At 62.9% G+C, this 14,735-nt stretch carries 15 protein-coding genes and 1 pseudogene; 11 read left to right on the top strand and 5 right to left on the bottom strand.

The features are described from left to right. From CQ14_RS44530 to CQ14_RS47560, 6 genes and pseudogenes are all read left to right on the top strand, one after another. Positions 1-442 (top strand): annotated as a pseudogene (locus tag CQ14_RS44530) (helicase-related protein); the annotation flags it as partial. Between the two features lie 12 nt (positions 443-454). After that, positions 455-724 (top strand): RNA-binding S4 domain-containing protein, encoded by a 270-nt coding sequence (locus tag CQ14_RS08685; RefSeq protein WP_057857494.1) that lies wholly within the window; start codon positions 455-457, stop codon positions 722-724. Positions 725-848: 124 nt separating this feature from the next. Beyond that, on the top strand, positions 849-1,187 hold the full coding sequence (fdxA, locus tag CQ14_RS08680; RefSeq protein ID WP_057857493.1) for a ferredoxin FdxA: 339 nt from the start codon (positions 849-851) through the stop codon (positions 1,185-1,187). Positions 1,188-1,601: 414 nt separating this feature from the next. Beyond that, positions 1,602-2,393, top strand: coding sequence for a CarD family transcriptional regulator (locus CQ14_RS08675; RefSeq protein ID WP_082649778.1), 792 nt, complete (start codon positions 1,602-1,604; stop codon positions 2,391-2,393). Between the two features lie 237 nt (positions 2,394-2,630). Next, entirely contained in the window at positions 2,631-3,008 is a 378-nt protein-coding gene (locus tag CQ14_RS08670; protein ID WP_057857492.1) for a hypothetical protein, read from the top strand. Positions 3,009-3,220: 212 nt separating this feature from the next. Further along, positions 3,221-3,352, top strand: coding sequence for a hypothetical protein (locus CQ14_RS47560; RefSeq protein ID WP_283807210.1), 132 nt, complete (start codon positions 3,221-3,223; stop codon positions 3,350-3,352). A gap of 165 nt (positions 3,353-3,517) precedes the next feature. Here the strand turns inward: CQ14_RS47560 and CQ14_RS08660 are convergent, their stop codons facing one another. Next, entirely contained in the window at positions 3,518-5,005 is a 1,488-nt protein-coding gene (locus CQ14_RS08660; RefSeq protein WP_082649776.1) for a M48 family metalloprotease, read from the bottom strand. A 99-nt stretch (positions 5,006-5,104) separates the two neighbouring features. Next, on the bottom strand, positions 5,105-5,890 hold the full coding sequence (locus CQ14_RS08655) for a thermonuclease family protein (protein ID WP_082649777.1): 786 nt from the start codon (positions 5,888-5,890) through the stop codon (positions 5,105-5,107). A gap of 86 nt (positions 5,891-5,976) precedes the next feature. Here CQ14_RS08655 and CQ14_RS08650 point away from each other — a divergent pair, with 86 nt between their 5' ends. Beyond that, positions 5,977-6,390 carry a VOC family protein gene (locus CQ14_RS08650; protein WP_057857490.1) on the top strand — a complete coding sequence of 138 codons (414 nt, stop codon included), beginning with the start codon at positions 5,977-5,979 and terminating at the stop codon, positions 6,388-6,390. Between the two features lie 52 nt (positions 6,391-6,442). Here the strand turns inward: CQ14_RS08650 and CQ14_RS08645 are convergent, their stop codons facing one another. From CQ14_RS08645 to CQ14_RS08635, 3 genes are all read right to left on the bottom strand, one after another. After that, positions 6,443-6,769, bottom strand: a complete 327-nt coding sequence (locus tag CQ14_RS08645) for a hypothetical protein (protein ID WP_156434786.1) — start codon at positions 6,767-6,769, stop codon at positions 6,443-6,445. 60 nt (positions 6,770-6,829) lie between these two features. Further along, positions 6,830-7,279: a GNAT family N-acetyltransferase gene (locus CQ14_RS08640; RefSeq protein WP_057857488.1), complete on the bottom strand. Its 450-nt coding sequence runs from the start codon at positions 7,277-7,279 to the stop codon at positions 6,830-6,832. Positions 7,280-7,475: 196 nt separating this feature from the next. After that, positions 7,476-7,844, bottom strand: a complete 369-nt coding sequence (locus CQ14_RS08635; protein ID WP_057857487.1) for a ClpX C4-type zinc finger protein — start codon at positions 7,842-7,844, stop codon at positions 7,476-7,478. Positions 7,845-8,329: 485 nt separating this feature from the next. On the opposite strand from CQ14_RS08635, the gene CQ14_RS08630 reads away from it, so the two are divergent. The 4 genes from CQ14_RS08630 to CQ14_RS08615 all read left to right on the top strand — a co-directional run bounded on the left by CQ14_RS08630 (position 8,330) and on the right by CQ14_RS08615 (position 14,722). Then, positions 8,330-11,683, top strand: coding sequence for an adenylate/guanylate cyclase domain-containing protein (locus CQ14_RS08630; RefSeq protein WP_057857486.1), 3,354 nt, complete (start codon positions 8,330-8,332; stop codon positions 11,681-11,683). Positions 11,684-11,818: 135 nt separating this feature from the next. Beyond that, positions 11,819-13,027 (top strand): ABC transporter substrate-binding protein, encoded by a 1,209-nt coding sequence (locus CQ14_RS08625; RefSeq protein ID WP_057857485.1) that lies wholly within the window; start codon positions 11,819-11,821, stop codon positions 13,025-13,027. A 134-nt stretch (positions 13,028-13,161) separates the two neighbouring features. Continuing rightward, positions 13,162-13,956: an enoyl-CoA hydratase gene (locus CQ14_RS08620; RefSeq protein WP_057857484.1), complete on the top strand. Its 795-nt coding sequence runs from the start codon at positions 13,162-13,164 to the stop codon at positions 13,954-13,956. A gap of 1 nt (position 13,957) precedes the next feature. Further along, positions 13,958-14,722: a VOC family protein gene (locus CQ14_RS08615; protein WP_057857483.1), complete on the top strand. Its 765-nt coding sequence runs from the start codon at positions 13,958-13,960 to the stop codon at positions 14,720-14,722. The last annotated feature ends 13 nt before the right edge of the window (positions 14,723-14,735 follow it).

The raw sequence follows: 14,735 nt of genomic DNA, 5'->3' as shown, positions 1-14,735 counted from the left end.
AGCCGGAGACGGCGCGCAGCGCGAGCAGCGCCATCGCCGCGGCCGTCGCCACAACGAATTCAGAAAGCCGCGCGAGGGCGCACCGGCCGATGCTGCCGCGGCGCCGAGCGCAGAGGGCGCGCCGGCAACGGAGGCGCGTCAGGATCGTCCGCCGCGCGAGCGCTTTGAAGGCAAGGGCCGTGATCGCGAGGAGCGCCGCGACAAATTCGATCGCAACAAGGGCGACCGCAAGGGCGGCCGCGACAAGGACCGCGAACGTGGCGGCCGTGATTTCGGCGGACGCGACAAGGGCGGTCGCGACAAGCGCGACTCCGGCCCCTCGCACCGTCAATGGGCGACGAGTGCGAACCCGCGCGAGCGCGATCGCGCGGCCGATCCGAATTCGCCGTTCGCCAAACTGGCGGCGCTGAAGGAACAGCTCGCGGGCAATCGCAAGGAATAGTCGAGAAAATATTTGGAGCGGCAGCGTCTCGACAAATGGCTGTGGCACGCGCGGGTGGTGAAGGCCCGCACCTCCGCTGCCGCCCTCGTCGAGGCCGGTCACGTCCGCATCAACGGCGTGCGCGAAAAATCGCCGGGACATTCGGTGAAGGTCGGCGACGTCCTGACGATCGCACTGGATCACAGCGTGCGCGTCCTCAAAGTCGTCGGATTTTCCGAGCGGCGTGGCGACGCCACGGCCGCGCGCGTGCTCTACGACGATTTGCAGAACGCCAAACCATGACTATCTGAAGCGGGCCCGCAGGAGGCCCGTAAAAACGGCCGCCAGAGGCGTGCTGCTTCCCTTGCGGCAGCGCACCGCATGCGCTACGCAAACCCCGGAAAACTGATCCGTTTCGGAGCGTTGGATGACTTACGTCGTCACTGAAGCCTGCATCAAGTGCAAATATACCGACTGCGTCGAGGTCTGCCCCGTGGACTGCTTCTACGAGGGCGAGAACATGCTGGTCATCCATCCTGACGAATGCATCGACTGTGGCGTCTGCGAACCCGAGTGCCCCGCCGACGCCATCAAGCCGGACACCGAGCCGGGCCTGGAGAAGTGGCTCGAGGTCAACACCGAGTACGCCAAGAGCTGGCCCAACATCACCCAGAAGAAGGAAGCGCCGCCGGACGCGAAAGAATTCGAAGGTGTCGAGGGCAAGTTCGAGAAATATTTTTCCAAGGAGCCCGGCTCCGGCGATTAAGCCTGTGGATAAGTTAAGGGCTTATTGGGCCTGATTCCGGCCCCAATCTGAGCCGTACGTGCTTGTTTGATTTAACCCTGTTCGCGGACTTATGGCGGGAACGGGCCCGTAAAGGCCCGGAACTCGGCGTAAATCATTGATTTTTGCGGAAAATGTGCTATATTGGGCACATTACAAGCCGATCCTGGCCATGCGTAACCTGTGGCCCCGGTGGGTGACCCGTAAAAACATCGAACAGGGGCGTGGCAGTTCCGCGCGCAGGCTGTGTCACAGAAAACGCGTAAAAAGAGTGCTTCCAAGACCACGAAAAAAGCCGCTCCGGCGAGCCGCAGCGCAACCAAGGGCCGTGCCAAGGCGTCCGTGAAGGATGCCAGGAAGGTTTCGGCCGCAAAGTCCTCAAAGAAAAGAAGCGCGATGCCAGAAAAGACTGCCAAGACCGCCGCGAAAGCGACGTCGAAGACCAATGCCCCGAAAGTTGCTGCCAAGGTTCCCGCAAAGACCCCTGTGAAGGCCGCTCCTGCGAAGGCTGCCGTTGCGCCAAAGGCTCCCGCCCACAAGCCGGCCGCTGCGGCCGCGCCGCGCGTCGAGGAACCGAAGAAGGTCGTGACCCAGCGTCAGGGCTTCAAGGCCAATGAATTCGTGGTCTATCCGGCTCACGGCGTCGGCCAGATCCTGGCCATCGAGGAGCAGGAGATCGCGGGCGCCAAGCTCGAGCTGTTCGTGATCAATTTCATGAAGGACAAGATGACGCTCCGCGTGCCGACCGCCAAGGTCGCCAATGTCGGCATGCGCAAGCTGTCCGAGCCGGCGCTGGTCAAGAAGGCGCTGGAGACCCTGAAGGGTCGCGCCCGCGTCAAGCGGACCATGTGGTCGCGCCGCGCGCAGGAATATGAAGCGAAGATCAATTCGGGCGACATCGTCGCGATCGCCGAAGTGGTCCGCGACCTCTACCGTTCGGAATCGCAGCCCGAGCAGTCCTACTCCGAACGCCAGCTCTATGAAGCGGCGCTCGATCGCCTGTCGCGTGAAATCGCCGTCGTGCAGCATTCGACCGAGACCGAAGCGGTCAAGGAAATCGAAAGCCAGCTCGCCAAGAGCCCGCGCCGCGGCGCCAAGGCGGAAGCGACGGAGGCTGACGGCGAAGCCGACGAGGCCGATGTCGACGCCGACGGCGACGATGCTGCGGTGGCGGACGAAGCCGCCTGAAAGAATCCCGAGGACTGAAACGAAAAGCCCGGTCGCATGACCGGGCTTTTTGTTTGGCGCACGTTGTTGATGCTTGCGCGAACCGAAGATGTTCGCGTGCGCTATCAGCGCGACAACGACGCCACGGTTCCGGTTCCATCCCTTGGCGCGGAAACGGCCAGTTTTCGACCTCTTGTGACCCGAATCACGGGAGATTGTCCTGGCTACTACTTCTAGATTTACCGCAAGGGGGATTCGATGAAAGGGCAGGTACAGTCCATCTTCTGCGCCGTTCTCATCGCGGCTTTCCTGGCCACGCTTCTTCCACTGAGTGCGCCGGCCGCGCAGGTCCGGCAGTGCAGCGCCGCTGTGCCCAAATCGGCGAAAGGGCATTGGTCCTGGCGCATGATCGACGGCCGCAAATGCTGGTACTCCGGCAAGGCCGTGATCGCGCGGTCAGCTTTGCGCTGGCCCGCCGCGGCGCCGGCACCGGTGCAAGCCAAGGCCGAAGCGGCACCAAAGGTCACCGTCAGCGTCGCTGCGGAGAAGCGCAGCGATCCCATGGAGGCGCAGGCGCAGATGACTGACGACGATAGTTTCGAATCGCGATGGCAGTTGCGCGTCGTTTCCAGGTAGGGCCGGCATAGGTGGTCGCGGCGGGAAGCCTGTCGAGCGCCGAAGCGACGCATCGCGTTGCAGGGCTCGCTGGGCAATATCCCTCAGGGGTGTTCCAGAGTGGGAACTTTGGGCGCGCTGACGGGAACTTTCGGCCCGCTTTCGCGTTGAAGTGCATGACCTATGAAAACCGAACGACACCCCCGCGCTCTCGCGAGGAGCGAGCGGCATTGATGGAAAAGCGCCGTGAGGATGCCGAGAAGGCCCTCGACGAGCGCAGGAAGGCCGATGATGCCTTCCGGGCCAATTTCGAGCGGCTCAAGGCGGAGCGTCTCGCCCGCGAGGCGGCAGCCAGCAATTCATGATGAAGCGATTGGCGGAACTGATTCAGCGGCGAATAACTCGCCGCTGAATGCGGCTGTAGCGTTTGTAGCCCGGATGGAGCGCAGCGTAATCCGGGGGCTGTCCGGAAAGCAGATCGAGAAATCCCGGATTGCGCTGCGCTCCATCCGGGCTACGCCTGCCTGGTTTCAATCCACCACGATCTTGACGCGATCCCTGGGCTTGACCTGCGCGTGCTGGTCGAGGCCGTTGAGGATGCGGAAGCGCTCGGCCGGGCGGTCGACGCCGGACATGCGGTGGGAGAGCGATTCCACGGTGTCGCCGGGTTGCGCGGTGATGACCTTGATGCGCAGCGGGCGCGCGGCCTGGACTTCTTCCATCGTCAGGCGGCGGAACGAGTTCACGGTCTCGCGCGCATTGCGCTCGCTTTCGGTATTGCGCTGCTTGGAGGCGAAGATGAAGCGGTAGACGTCGCTGCCGTAGCGCAGCGCAAACACCTTGAATTGCCACTGATCGCCGTTCGCGTTCGCCGCGGCGACCGGGAAACCGTTGATCATGAGGTCTTCGGTCGAGCCCTTGTCGACGCCTTCCATCCAGCCGGAATTGAGATAGTCGGCCAGCGACTGCTCGGCCGGCACGCGCACCACGTCGAAGCGCATCGCCTGCGTACCGCCCTCGCGCACGCCGATCACGGCCTGCGCGGTATTGTCGAGTGTGAACGTCTCGGGCGCCTGGAAAGTGAAGCCGAGCTTGGGGTGCAGGAAGCGGCGGCCGCGCACAAAACCCTCGCTGGGATCTTCGCCGTAGACGAGGTTGTCTATCGCGGCGAGGTAGGTCTCGCGGTCGCGCTCGCCGCTCTGCGGCGAGGTGTATTGCCGGGCGCTCGCCTGCGCGTTCTGCACGCGCTCGGGGGTTGCCGGATGCGAGGACAGGAAATCCTGCGCGCGTGGATCGAGCGAGGTCTTGCCGGCCTTCAGCGCTGCGTTGCGCTCCATCGCGGCAAGGAAGCGCGAGGCGCCATAGGGATCGAAACGGGCCTTGGCCGAAATGCCGACGCCGATGCCGTCGGCCTCGAATTCCTGCTGCCGCGAGAAGCTCGCCATCGTCAGTTTCGTCTTGGCCAGCGCCAGCGCGGTCAAATCCGGGTCGTTGCTCATGTCGGTGACGACGCGCGTCACCACGGCTGCCTGGCGCGCCTGGTCTTCCCGGATCGAGGCATGTTTTGCGATGACATGCGCCATTTCGTGGCTCAGCACCGAGGACAGTTCCGACGTGTCGCTGGCGAGCGCGACCAGGCCGCGCGTCACGTAAAGCTGCCCGGTCGGCAGCGCGAAGGCGTTCACCGCGCCGGAATTGAGAATGGTCACCCGATAGGCCTGGTCTGGGCGGTCGGAGGCCGCGACCAGCCGGTCGACCGTCTTGCCGATCAGGGTCGCTAGTCTCGGGTCGTCATAGGCGCCGCCATAGGAGGCGAGAATCCGCTCATGCTCGCGCTCGCTCGCGGGCGTCTGCGCAACGGTGCGGCTCGGCTTCGGCTGGGGAACCACCGGCGCGGCCGTCTCGAGTTTTCCCAGATTTCCACAGGAAGAAAGCGTCAGTGCAGCGCACAGCAGCGCAGGCGCAGCCAGAAGGCGGCCGCCCGTGTTTCCTCCGCGCCGTTGTGCACGATGCGTCAAATCAGCCACTAAGATCACGACCCCACTGGAATCGCCGATCTCATCCCTTTTTCGCGCGTGATCCAAGTGAAAACCGGTGCCCAGTCTTCGGATCAAGCGCTATTTCCCGCCCAGCACCTCGATCTGCTCCACCCGGAGCACCTCAATCCGTGGTCCTCCCCGCGACGAGACAACGCCGCGGACACGAATCCTTCGATTTTCGAGCGACTTAGGTCCAAGGCCGGCGTTCTCAAACGCCGGAATGATGCGCCTTGAAATAGTCGCAGCAAAGTCCTGTGTCCAGTTCCGCCCGAAGTTCAGGTAGGTGATTGCCCCCGCCTGCCGCACGGACAGTACTCTGCCCTCGACCACCGTAAAGTGCCCAATCGCGGCCAGAATATCGCCCGGACTTTCAGTGTTTTTTATGGCCGCGGTTTCAGCCCAAATCCCCAATTTGGCCTGCCGCGCGCTCGTCTCGGCCGAAGTCAGTGCTGCAGCGCAATTTTTCTCGGATATATCGCTCGAAACTAGCGCTTCGCCGCGGCGCAAGAGTTCCGTTTGCACCGAGTGTTCCGAGCCCTCGACGAACACGAAGGCCGACTGGCGGCCGTAGCGGTCCGGCGAATCGTCCTCGCCGCGCAGCGTCACGTCGCGACCGCCGACGATGGCGGACAATGCGGCTCTGATTCGGGCCTGATCGGTTCCGGCTTGCTCGATGCCGGCGAGGCGGATCTCGCGGCCGTCTTCGAGGCGAAGGCTGCGCGCACCGACGACAGTGGCAACGCGGCCTTCGCCTTGCGGCTCAAATGCGCAATCAGCCGCTTCGGCACGCCCGACCGAGGCCAGCGCGAGAAGGGACGCGGCACATGCCGGCAGCGCAGCGCTGCAACGCGATTGCTGACGCATCATAACGCTACTCTCGGTCCCGCCGGTTCCTGTATGCTTGATCAGCAACCACAATGCTACCTTAGATTGCCACGCCGGGAGAGACAATGGAAGTCAATGGCATTGCCCATATTTTCCTCACCGCCTCGAATTTCGAGCGCTCCCGCGATTTTTATCGCAAGCTGTTGCCGTTCCTTGGCCTGAAGCCTGTCATCGAGACCGAGACGACCTATTACTGCGTCGGCGGCCGCACCGCCGTCGGCATCAGCGCGCCGTCAGCGGAGCACGAAGGCGCAGCCTTCGAGCAGAAGCGCGTCGGCCTGCATCACCTCTGCTTCCGCGCCCGCGAGCGCGCCGACATCGACGAGCTGCACGGCTTTCTGCAGACGCTCGGCGCCAGGATCATCCGCGCGCCGCGCGAGGACCAGTGGGCACCGGGATATTACTCGATCCTGTTCGAGGACCCGGATGGGATCAGGCTCGAACTCAATCATGTGCCGGGGAAGGGGCTGTTGGCCTGAGGTGCGTAGGATGGGTATCGCTACGCTCCACCCATCCTACGAACGACCCATCCTAGTGGGCACGCCAAAACCTAAACAGGAACAGCCAATCCCAGAGCAATGCCGCGACAGACAGGGCGCAAATCGCGAGGAACGTTCTCAGGTGCCGTTGATCAGGCAACAGGAATCTGAGCGAGGCTGCGATAACTAGTGCGTTCAGAATGCCGGGGGTCACCATGTTGAGGATCATGTAGAAGCCGAGGTCGCCTTGTGCGTGGCGCTCGCGCGCACCCTCGAATGCAACAAATGCCAACACAACACAAAACAGCAGACAGCATCCCGCCATCAAAAGCGAAATTCCATTAATGGCCTTGGAGGTAAGCGGCCGAGTGTTGGACAAGTGTCGGTCTCCACGTCAGTGCGTAGGATGGGTTTCGCTTCGCTCTACCCATCCTGCGAATTAAGGACGGCGTACTTCGAAATAGGTTTTGCCCCCGCGATGAAAACCTGCGCTCTCATAGAAACGCAGGGTGGTCTCCTGCTTCGAACCCGTCGCCAACAGGACTTTGTAGCAGTCGGCCTGCCAGGCTAGATCGAGCGCATGAGCAAGAACCCGTTGGCCGAGCCCCAGCCGACGGTAGTCGGCGTGCGTGACGACATTCTCAATCACTGCATATGACCTGCCGCCTCGAGACAGGTTAGGCACGATCGCGAGCGTGCACGACGATACGAGCAGCTCCGCTGCTTGCGCCACGATCACGGTCGTGAAGCCGGATGCGAGCAATGTCGACCAGACACGCTCGGCAGCAGCTGTCTCCAGTTGAGGATCGTGCGGATGAAGGTGTCGGTAAAGATTCAACAGCTCGGGCAGATCATGTTCTGCCGCAGAACGGACAATGGCTTCGGTCATGTATTGATACCAAGGATCACGGGTTTGTAGGATACCATCAGAAATAGTTCACGCATTGCGCTTTGTGGATGCTCTACCCATTCTACGCATCGGTTGTGCACGTCGGTTGTACGCGCACGGAAAACTCAGTGCGTAGGATGGGTAGAGCGAAGCGAAACCCATCATGCCTCTGAGCAAGGACTGTCTCCGCGTAGGACTAGCTCTTGGGCTCGAGCGGCAGCGTCGTGAGGAATTGACGATGCTGGTCGAGCCAGTCGGGATTCTGAGTGGCAATGATGCCGACACATAGCTGGACGCATTCATTGCAAATGAAGCCACCAGCGCCCGCGATCAGTTGCAGAATTTCCGGTTCGCGCTTTCCACAGAACGAACATGCGACCTCGGGTGAAGCGTTCATCGCTTCCACGATATTTATGCCTGCATCCCGCAGAGCCGCAAACAAGCTTTCAATATCTTCCGGCTCCAGTTTCTCCGTCTCGATCAACCCGTTCAATTGATCGAACGTAATGGTGCGGTTGGCTTGACTGAGCTGGATCGCCGCTCGAATTATCTCGGGCAATTTCACCTAGTAGGCCCCTCAGTCGAACAAAATGGAGCATGTACGGTTCCCAAGAGGGAAGCCGAGCTTCTTCGGATTCTGATTCGCAATCTAGCAGGTGCGATCCGGCGAGACGCAAAGAGCGGCGCTCAACATTAATGGATGGTTGCTTGCGTACGATAAATGTTGGATCGCAGCCGTGCGTAGGATGGGTGAAGCGATACCCATCATGCCTCCGCGCGAGGGCGTTTCGCTGCGCTCTACCCATCTTACGCTACGCGCCGGTTGTGCAGCGCCGCTTCGCACGTGCAGCACAATTGAGTTGTTGTCATCATCTTATGCGCTGCTTGGTAGCGAACACTGTAGCCAAGCACCGTCTTTGGTCGGGTATCGCACGCAAGCGGCAGCCGAATTGCCGCATCAACGCGTGCTATGCCGGGGAACTTGGGCTAAGTTTTTCCTGCCGTGGCGCAATATTCAGCCTGCTGTCAACCACACACCCGGTGGCCCCCATGCAGCAGATTTCGGACTGGCTCGAGAATCTCGGCATTGGGCAATACGCGAAGCGTTTTGCCGAGAATGGAATCGATGTCAGTGTCCTTCCCGAATTGCGGGACGAGGACTTCGACAGGCTCGGGGTTCTGCTCGGCCATCGCCGCAAGATGATGCGTGCCATCGCCGACCTCAATCAGGCCGAACAGACTGCGGCTCGCCCACATGATGCCGAGCGACGCCACCTCACCGTCATGTTCTGCGATCTCGTCGGCTCGACGGCGCTCTCGGCGAGCCTCGATCCCGAGGACATGTGGGAGGTGATCCGTGCCTATCGCGCCGCCTGTGCGACGGTCGTCGCCGCCTATGGCGGCGTGATCGCCAGGTTTGTGGGTGACGGAATTCTCGCCTATTTCGGCTATCCCCGCGCCCACGAGGATGATGCGGAGCGTGCCGTGCGCGCCGGCCTCGACATCATCCCTGCCGTGAGGCGGCTCGACATGCGTACGCAGGAGCGGGTCGAGGTGCGGGTCGCCATCGCGACGGGACTTGTGGTGGTGGGCGACCTCACCAGCGGCAGCGTATCGGAGCAACAGGCGATGGTCGGCGACACGCCGAACCTTGCTGCCCGACTGCAAGCGCTGGCGGAGCCGGGGGCGGTCGTCGTTGCGGATTCGACGCGCCGGCTGCTCGGCGATCTCTTCACCTTTCAGGACCTCGGGCACCGCGAGGTCAAGGGCATCTCCGAACCGATCGCGCTCTGGGCGGTCGAAGGCGGAGCCGCGTCGGAGAGCCGCTTCGAGGCGGTGCGTACCGCGCGATCCGTCGGCTTTGTCGGTCGCAAGGCGGAGATCGAATTCGTGTGCTCGCGCCAGCAACTGGCGTATCAGGGCGAAGGCCAGGTGGTGCTGATTTCAGGCGAGGCCGGGATCGGCAAGTCGCGCCTTGTGGCAACGCTCTCCGAGAACCCTGCGTTGGGGGCGCCCCGCCGGCTGCGGTATCAGTGCTCGCCCTACCACTCGAACACCGCGCTTCATCCTTTTATCGCGCAACTCGAGCGCGCCGCCGGCATCGGGCTGCAGGATAGCCCCGACCAAAAACTCGACAAGCTCGAGGCCATGCTGGCGCTTGGAACGCAGCAGGTGGCCAAAGCTGTGCCGCTGATTGCCGCGCTGCTTTCGATCCCGACCGGCGAGCGTTATCCCCCGCTGGGCTTAAGTCCGGCGCAGCAGCGGCGCCAGACCTTCGCCGTCCTGCTCGACCAGTTCGAAGGCCTGGCGCGACAGCAACCGCTGCTGATCGTCTGCGAGGACATGCATTGGGCCGACGCCACGACGCTCGAACTGTTCGACCTCGCGGTCGATCGGATCAGGGGATTGCCGGTGCTTGCACTCGCGACATTCCGGCCCGAGTTCGAGCCGCCCTGGGCAGGACTAGCCAATGTCAGCCTGCTGCGGCTCGACCGGCTTGACCGGCAGGAGACGCGCGCGCTGGTCGAGCAGGTGACCATCGGCCGAAAGCTGCCGGGCGAGATGATGAGGCAGATCATCGACAAGACGGACGGCATCCCGCTGTTCGTGGAAGAATTGACCAAGATGGTGCTGGAGTCGGGACTGCTCGTCGAAGATGCCGGGCGCTATCGTCTCGATAATCCGCTGCCGCCGCTCGCCATTCCCGCTACACTGCAGGACTCGCTGATGGCGCGGCTTGACCGGCTGGCGCCGGTCAAGGAGGTGGCGCAGATCGGTGCCGCCATCGGCCGCGAGTTTTCATATACCCTGCTGCGCTCCGTGGCGGGGCGCGATGATCTGACGCTGAGCGCTGCGCTGGCGCAACTCGAAGAGGCGGAGCTGTTGGAATGCCGCGGCGCGCCGCCGGAAGCGACCTATAGTTTCAAGCATGCACTCGTTCAGGAAGCGGCTTACGAGAGCCTGCTCAAGAGCCGGCGGCAACTGCTCCACCAGCATATCGGCGACGTTCTGCGCGACAAGTTTCCCATCATCGCCGAGACCGAGCCGGAAGTTCTTGCACATCACTTCACTGAAGCGGGGTTGAGCGCAACAGCCCTCGACTGGTGGCGCAGGGCCGGCCAGCAAGCCCTGAGACGCTCGGCCTATACCGAGGCGATTGCGCATCTCGGCAAGGCGGTTGCCATCGCAGATAAACTGCCCGTTGGGCCGGGCCGGATCATGAACCGGCTGCAGCTTCAAATCGCGTATGGCCGTGCGCTGCGGAGCAACCTTGGACACAGCGCCCCCGAAACGGTGGCCGCATGGAAGCGTGCGCGACAATTCGCGGCCGACATCAATGATCCCGTCGAACTGGCGCCGATCCATTCGGGCCTGTTCAATGCCTGCCTGACCCATGGCGAGATCGCGCCGATGCGGGAGCTGGCGGAGGCCATCATGAGCGCCGCCGGTCAGCGACCGGAATCGCCGGTGGCCGCCGTCGTCGCACACTGGACCACCGGGGTCACCTCCTGGTTCGGCGGCGATTACCTCAACGCGCGACTGCACCTTGGGCGCGCGCTTGAGATCTATGAGGCCGAGCCTGACCCCGCGACCTTCAAGGCGTCGACGCTGGACCTGCCGTTCGTCATCATGAGGTTTCTTGCGCTGGTGCTTTGGCCGCTCGGCATGATTGACCGATCACGACGGCTCGCCACTGAGGCGGTATGTGCCACGGGAGAAAAGCGGGCGCTTTCTCAGGCCAATGCGCTCGTCCACAAGGCAGTGTTCGACGGAGTGTGTGGCGGCATGTTGCAGGAAACGGAGACGATCCTGGCGCTCGCCCTCGCCCGCGACCATACGATGCCGTTGTATGTCGCGGCCGGCGGCTACCTGAACGGGCTGGCGCAGTGGCGCGCCGGCGACCGGACAAGTGGGCTTGCGGAAATGTGTCGCGGCTGGACATTGCTTCACGAGAATGACTGCTACCTCTGTGAACCATTTTGGGGAATGCAGATTGCGGTGGCGAATGCGGAAGCCGGGGACGTTGACGCCGGGCTGGAAATCCTGCGGGAGTTGATCTCGTGGACAGAACGCTCCGGCCAGCATTGGCTCGATGCCGAACTCCATCGCAGCCAGGGTGAGCTTCTGTTGCGGCTTGACCCGCCTGACGTAGCGGGGGCCGAGGACGCTTTCCGCAAAGCCCTGGAAATCGCCCGCGCCCAATGCACGAAGACGTTCGAGTTGCGCAGCGCCGTTGGACTGGCGCGGCTCTACCGCGCAAATGGCCGGGCTGATTCAATCTTCGAGCTGCTCGCGCCGATCCTCGTTGATTTCGGCGCGGGGCAAGGTCTTCCCGAGATCGAGCAGGCGGAAATGCTGCTCCGGCAAACCGCTCCTTTCGAGCCCGTGCGCAGGATCGGTTGAGCGAAGCGCCGTCTCGGAAGGCATTCCGCTTAACGGAAAACGTCTGCGCCTTGCCGCTGTTGACACCATGCGGCATGATCGCGCCGACCAAAATTCAAAGCCGCAGTCAATGCGTGCCGGCAAGGGAGGCCCTCCATGAAAAGAGCAATAACAGGCGTGTTCGCCGCCGCATTGGCGATGTCGGCGACGGCCGCATTGGCGCAGAGCAAGCCGCCGCTCAAGCTTGGCGGCATCCTCGACATGTCCGGGCTTTACGCCGACATCACCGGGCCGGGCTCGGAGACCGCGGCGAAGATGGCGGTGGAGGATTTCGGCGGCGAGGTGCTGGGACGCAAGGTCGAGATTCTCGCGGCCGATCATCTCAACAAGGCCGATCTTGCCGCCAGCATCGCGCGCGACATGCTCGACAACCAGGGCGTCGAGATGATCTACGACGTGGCGGCGTCCGCGACCGCGCTTGCCGCCGGCGAGATCGCCAAGGCGCGCAACAAGATCATCATGTATAGCGGCCCGGCCTCGATCCGCCTCAGCAACGAGGCTTGCGGCCCCTACACCGTGCATTATTCCTACGACACGTTCGGGCAGGCTAATGTCACCGGGCTCGCCACCGTCAAAAGCGGTTTCGAGACGTGGTTCTTCCTCACCGCCGACTATGCTTTCGGCCAGGATCTGGAAAAGGACACGACCAACGTGGTGGTGAAGGCCGGCGGCAAGGTGCTCGGCAGCGTCAAGCATCCGCTCAACACGTCGGATTTTTCGTCGTTCCTGCTGCAGGCGCAGAGTTCGAAGGCCAAGGTTGTCGGCCTTGCGAACGCCGGCGGCGACACCATCAATGCGATCAAGCAGGCGGCGGAATTCGGGCTGACCCGGAGCGGCGGGCAGAAACTGTCGCCGCTGCTGGCCTTCGTCACCGATATCGACAGCGTCGGGTTGCAGACCGCGCAGGGCCTGTTGCTGGCGGAAGCTTTTTATTGGGACCTCAACGACGATACCCGCGCGTTCTCAAAGCGCTTCCAGGAACGCGTCAAGCGGCCGCCGACGGCGGCGCAGGCGAGCGTCTATTCGTCGGTCCTGCATTACCTGAAAGCGGTGAAGGCCGCGAACACCACGGATGCGGCGGCGGTGATGAAGGTGATGAAGGAGACGCCGGTCAACGACATGTTCGCCAGGAACGGCAAGATCCGCGACGACGGCCGCATGGTGCACGACATGTATCTGTTCGAAGTCAAGAAGCCGTCGGAATCGAAGGCGCGCTGGGATTATTACAAGCTGCTGGCGACGATCCCCGGCAGCGAGGCATTCCAGCCGCTGGAAGCCTCGCGCTGCCCGCTGGTGAAGAAATAGGATTGCATCCTCGTAGGGTGGGCAAAGCGCAGCGTGCCCACCATTCCGGCGGCAAAGTTGGTGGGCACGGCGCTAGCGCGCCTTTGCCCACCCTACGAATTCAATCTCAACCAACAACAACGAAAGCACGACACATGAGCGCAAACGAAATGGTCCTCCAGAATCTCGAGCAGGGCCTCCTCACCATCACCATGAACCGCCCCGACCGGCGCAACGCGCTGAATCCCGACATGACACGCGGGCTGGTGGAGGCGGCGCGGCGGGCGCAGGAAGATCACGAGGTGCGCGCGGTGCTGATCAAGGGCGCGGGCGGCACGTTCTGCGTCGGCGGCGACGTCAAGTCGATGGCGGAAGGCAGGGCGCCGCTTCCGTTCGAGGCCAAGATGGCGAACCTGCGCCGCGGCATGGAAGTCTCGCGCATCCTGCACCAGATGCCGAAGCCCGTGGTGGCGCAGCTCGATGGCGCGGCCGCCGGCGCCGGTCTCTCGATCGCGCTGTCCTGCGACCTGCGCGTCGCCAGCGCCTCCTGCAAGATCACCACCGCCTTTGCCAAGGTGGGCTTCTCCGGCGATTACGGTGGCACCTATTTTCTCACCCAGTTGCTCGGCAGCGCGAAGGCGCGCGAGCTCTATCTTTTGTCGCCGGTGCTCAGCGCGACCGAAGCCTATAATCTCGGCATGGTGACAAAGGTTGTGCCGGACGCCGATATCGACGCCGAGGCGCGCGATCTTGCGATGTCGCTGGCGACAGGTCCCTCGATCGCGCTCGGCTTTATCAAGCGCAACATCAATAATGCCGAGACCATGTCGCTGGAAGCGTGCTTCGATGGCGAAGCGATCCATCACACGCGCGCCGGCGACACCGCCGATCACAAGGAAGCGGCGAAAGCCTTTGTCGAGAAGCGCAAGCCGGTGTTTCAGGGGCAGTGAGATGGCGGAATACTTAAGGCTGCGGCAGATCTGCCTGGTGGCGCCGCATCTCGAGCCGGTGATCCCAAGCATTGCCGCGATCATGGGCCTCAATGTCTGTTACCGCGACGGCAACGTCGCCAAGTATGGCCTGGAGAACGCGCTGCTGCCGGTCGACACGATCCTGCTGGAAGTGGTGGCGCCGACCCAGACCGGCACCGCGGCGGGGCGCTTTCTCGACAAGACCGGCGGCCGCGGCGGCTACATGGCGATCTTCTGCTGCGACGACCCCGACGCACGCGGCAGGCACGCCAACGCGATCGGCGTGCGCACGGCGAACGTGATTACGCATGCGCCCTATCACGGTGTGCAACTGCACCCGCGCGACTGCCGCGCCGCCTTCATCGAGTTCAATCACACCGATGGCAGCGACGATGTGCTCGGCCCTTATCCGCCGGCGGGACCGGATTGGCAGAAGGCGATCCGGAAAGACGTGACGCTGGCGCTGACGGAAGTTCAGATGCAGAGCCCGGACCCGCAGGGCCTGGCCGAGCATTGGGGGAAGATTCTGGGCGTTGCCGTGAGCAAGAGCGCGGGCGGGGAGGCGGAGTTGAAACTGCCCAATGCGCGCTTCCGCTTTGTGAAAGGTGGAAGCGATCTGATGAGCGGGCTGACGTTCAAGGTCGCGGATATTGCAAAAGTGCGCAACGCAGCCAAGGCGAAGGGCTGCAAGGTGTCGGGCGATACGTTCGATCTGTGCGGCGTGACGTTCAAGCTCGTCGCGTGAGGCGATGCAGCTT

It is taken from the genome of Bradyrhizobium lablabi (assembly GCF_001440475.1).
GTDB classification, from domain to species: domain Bacteria; phylum Pseudomonadota; class Alphaproteobacteria; order Rhizobiales; family Xanthobacteraceae; genus Bradyrhizobium; species Bradyrhizobium lablabi.
The sequence above is the reverse complement of the archived record's forward strand: the minus strand, read 5'-3'. Positions and strand labels throughout refer to the sequence as shown.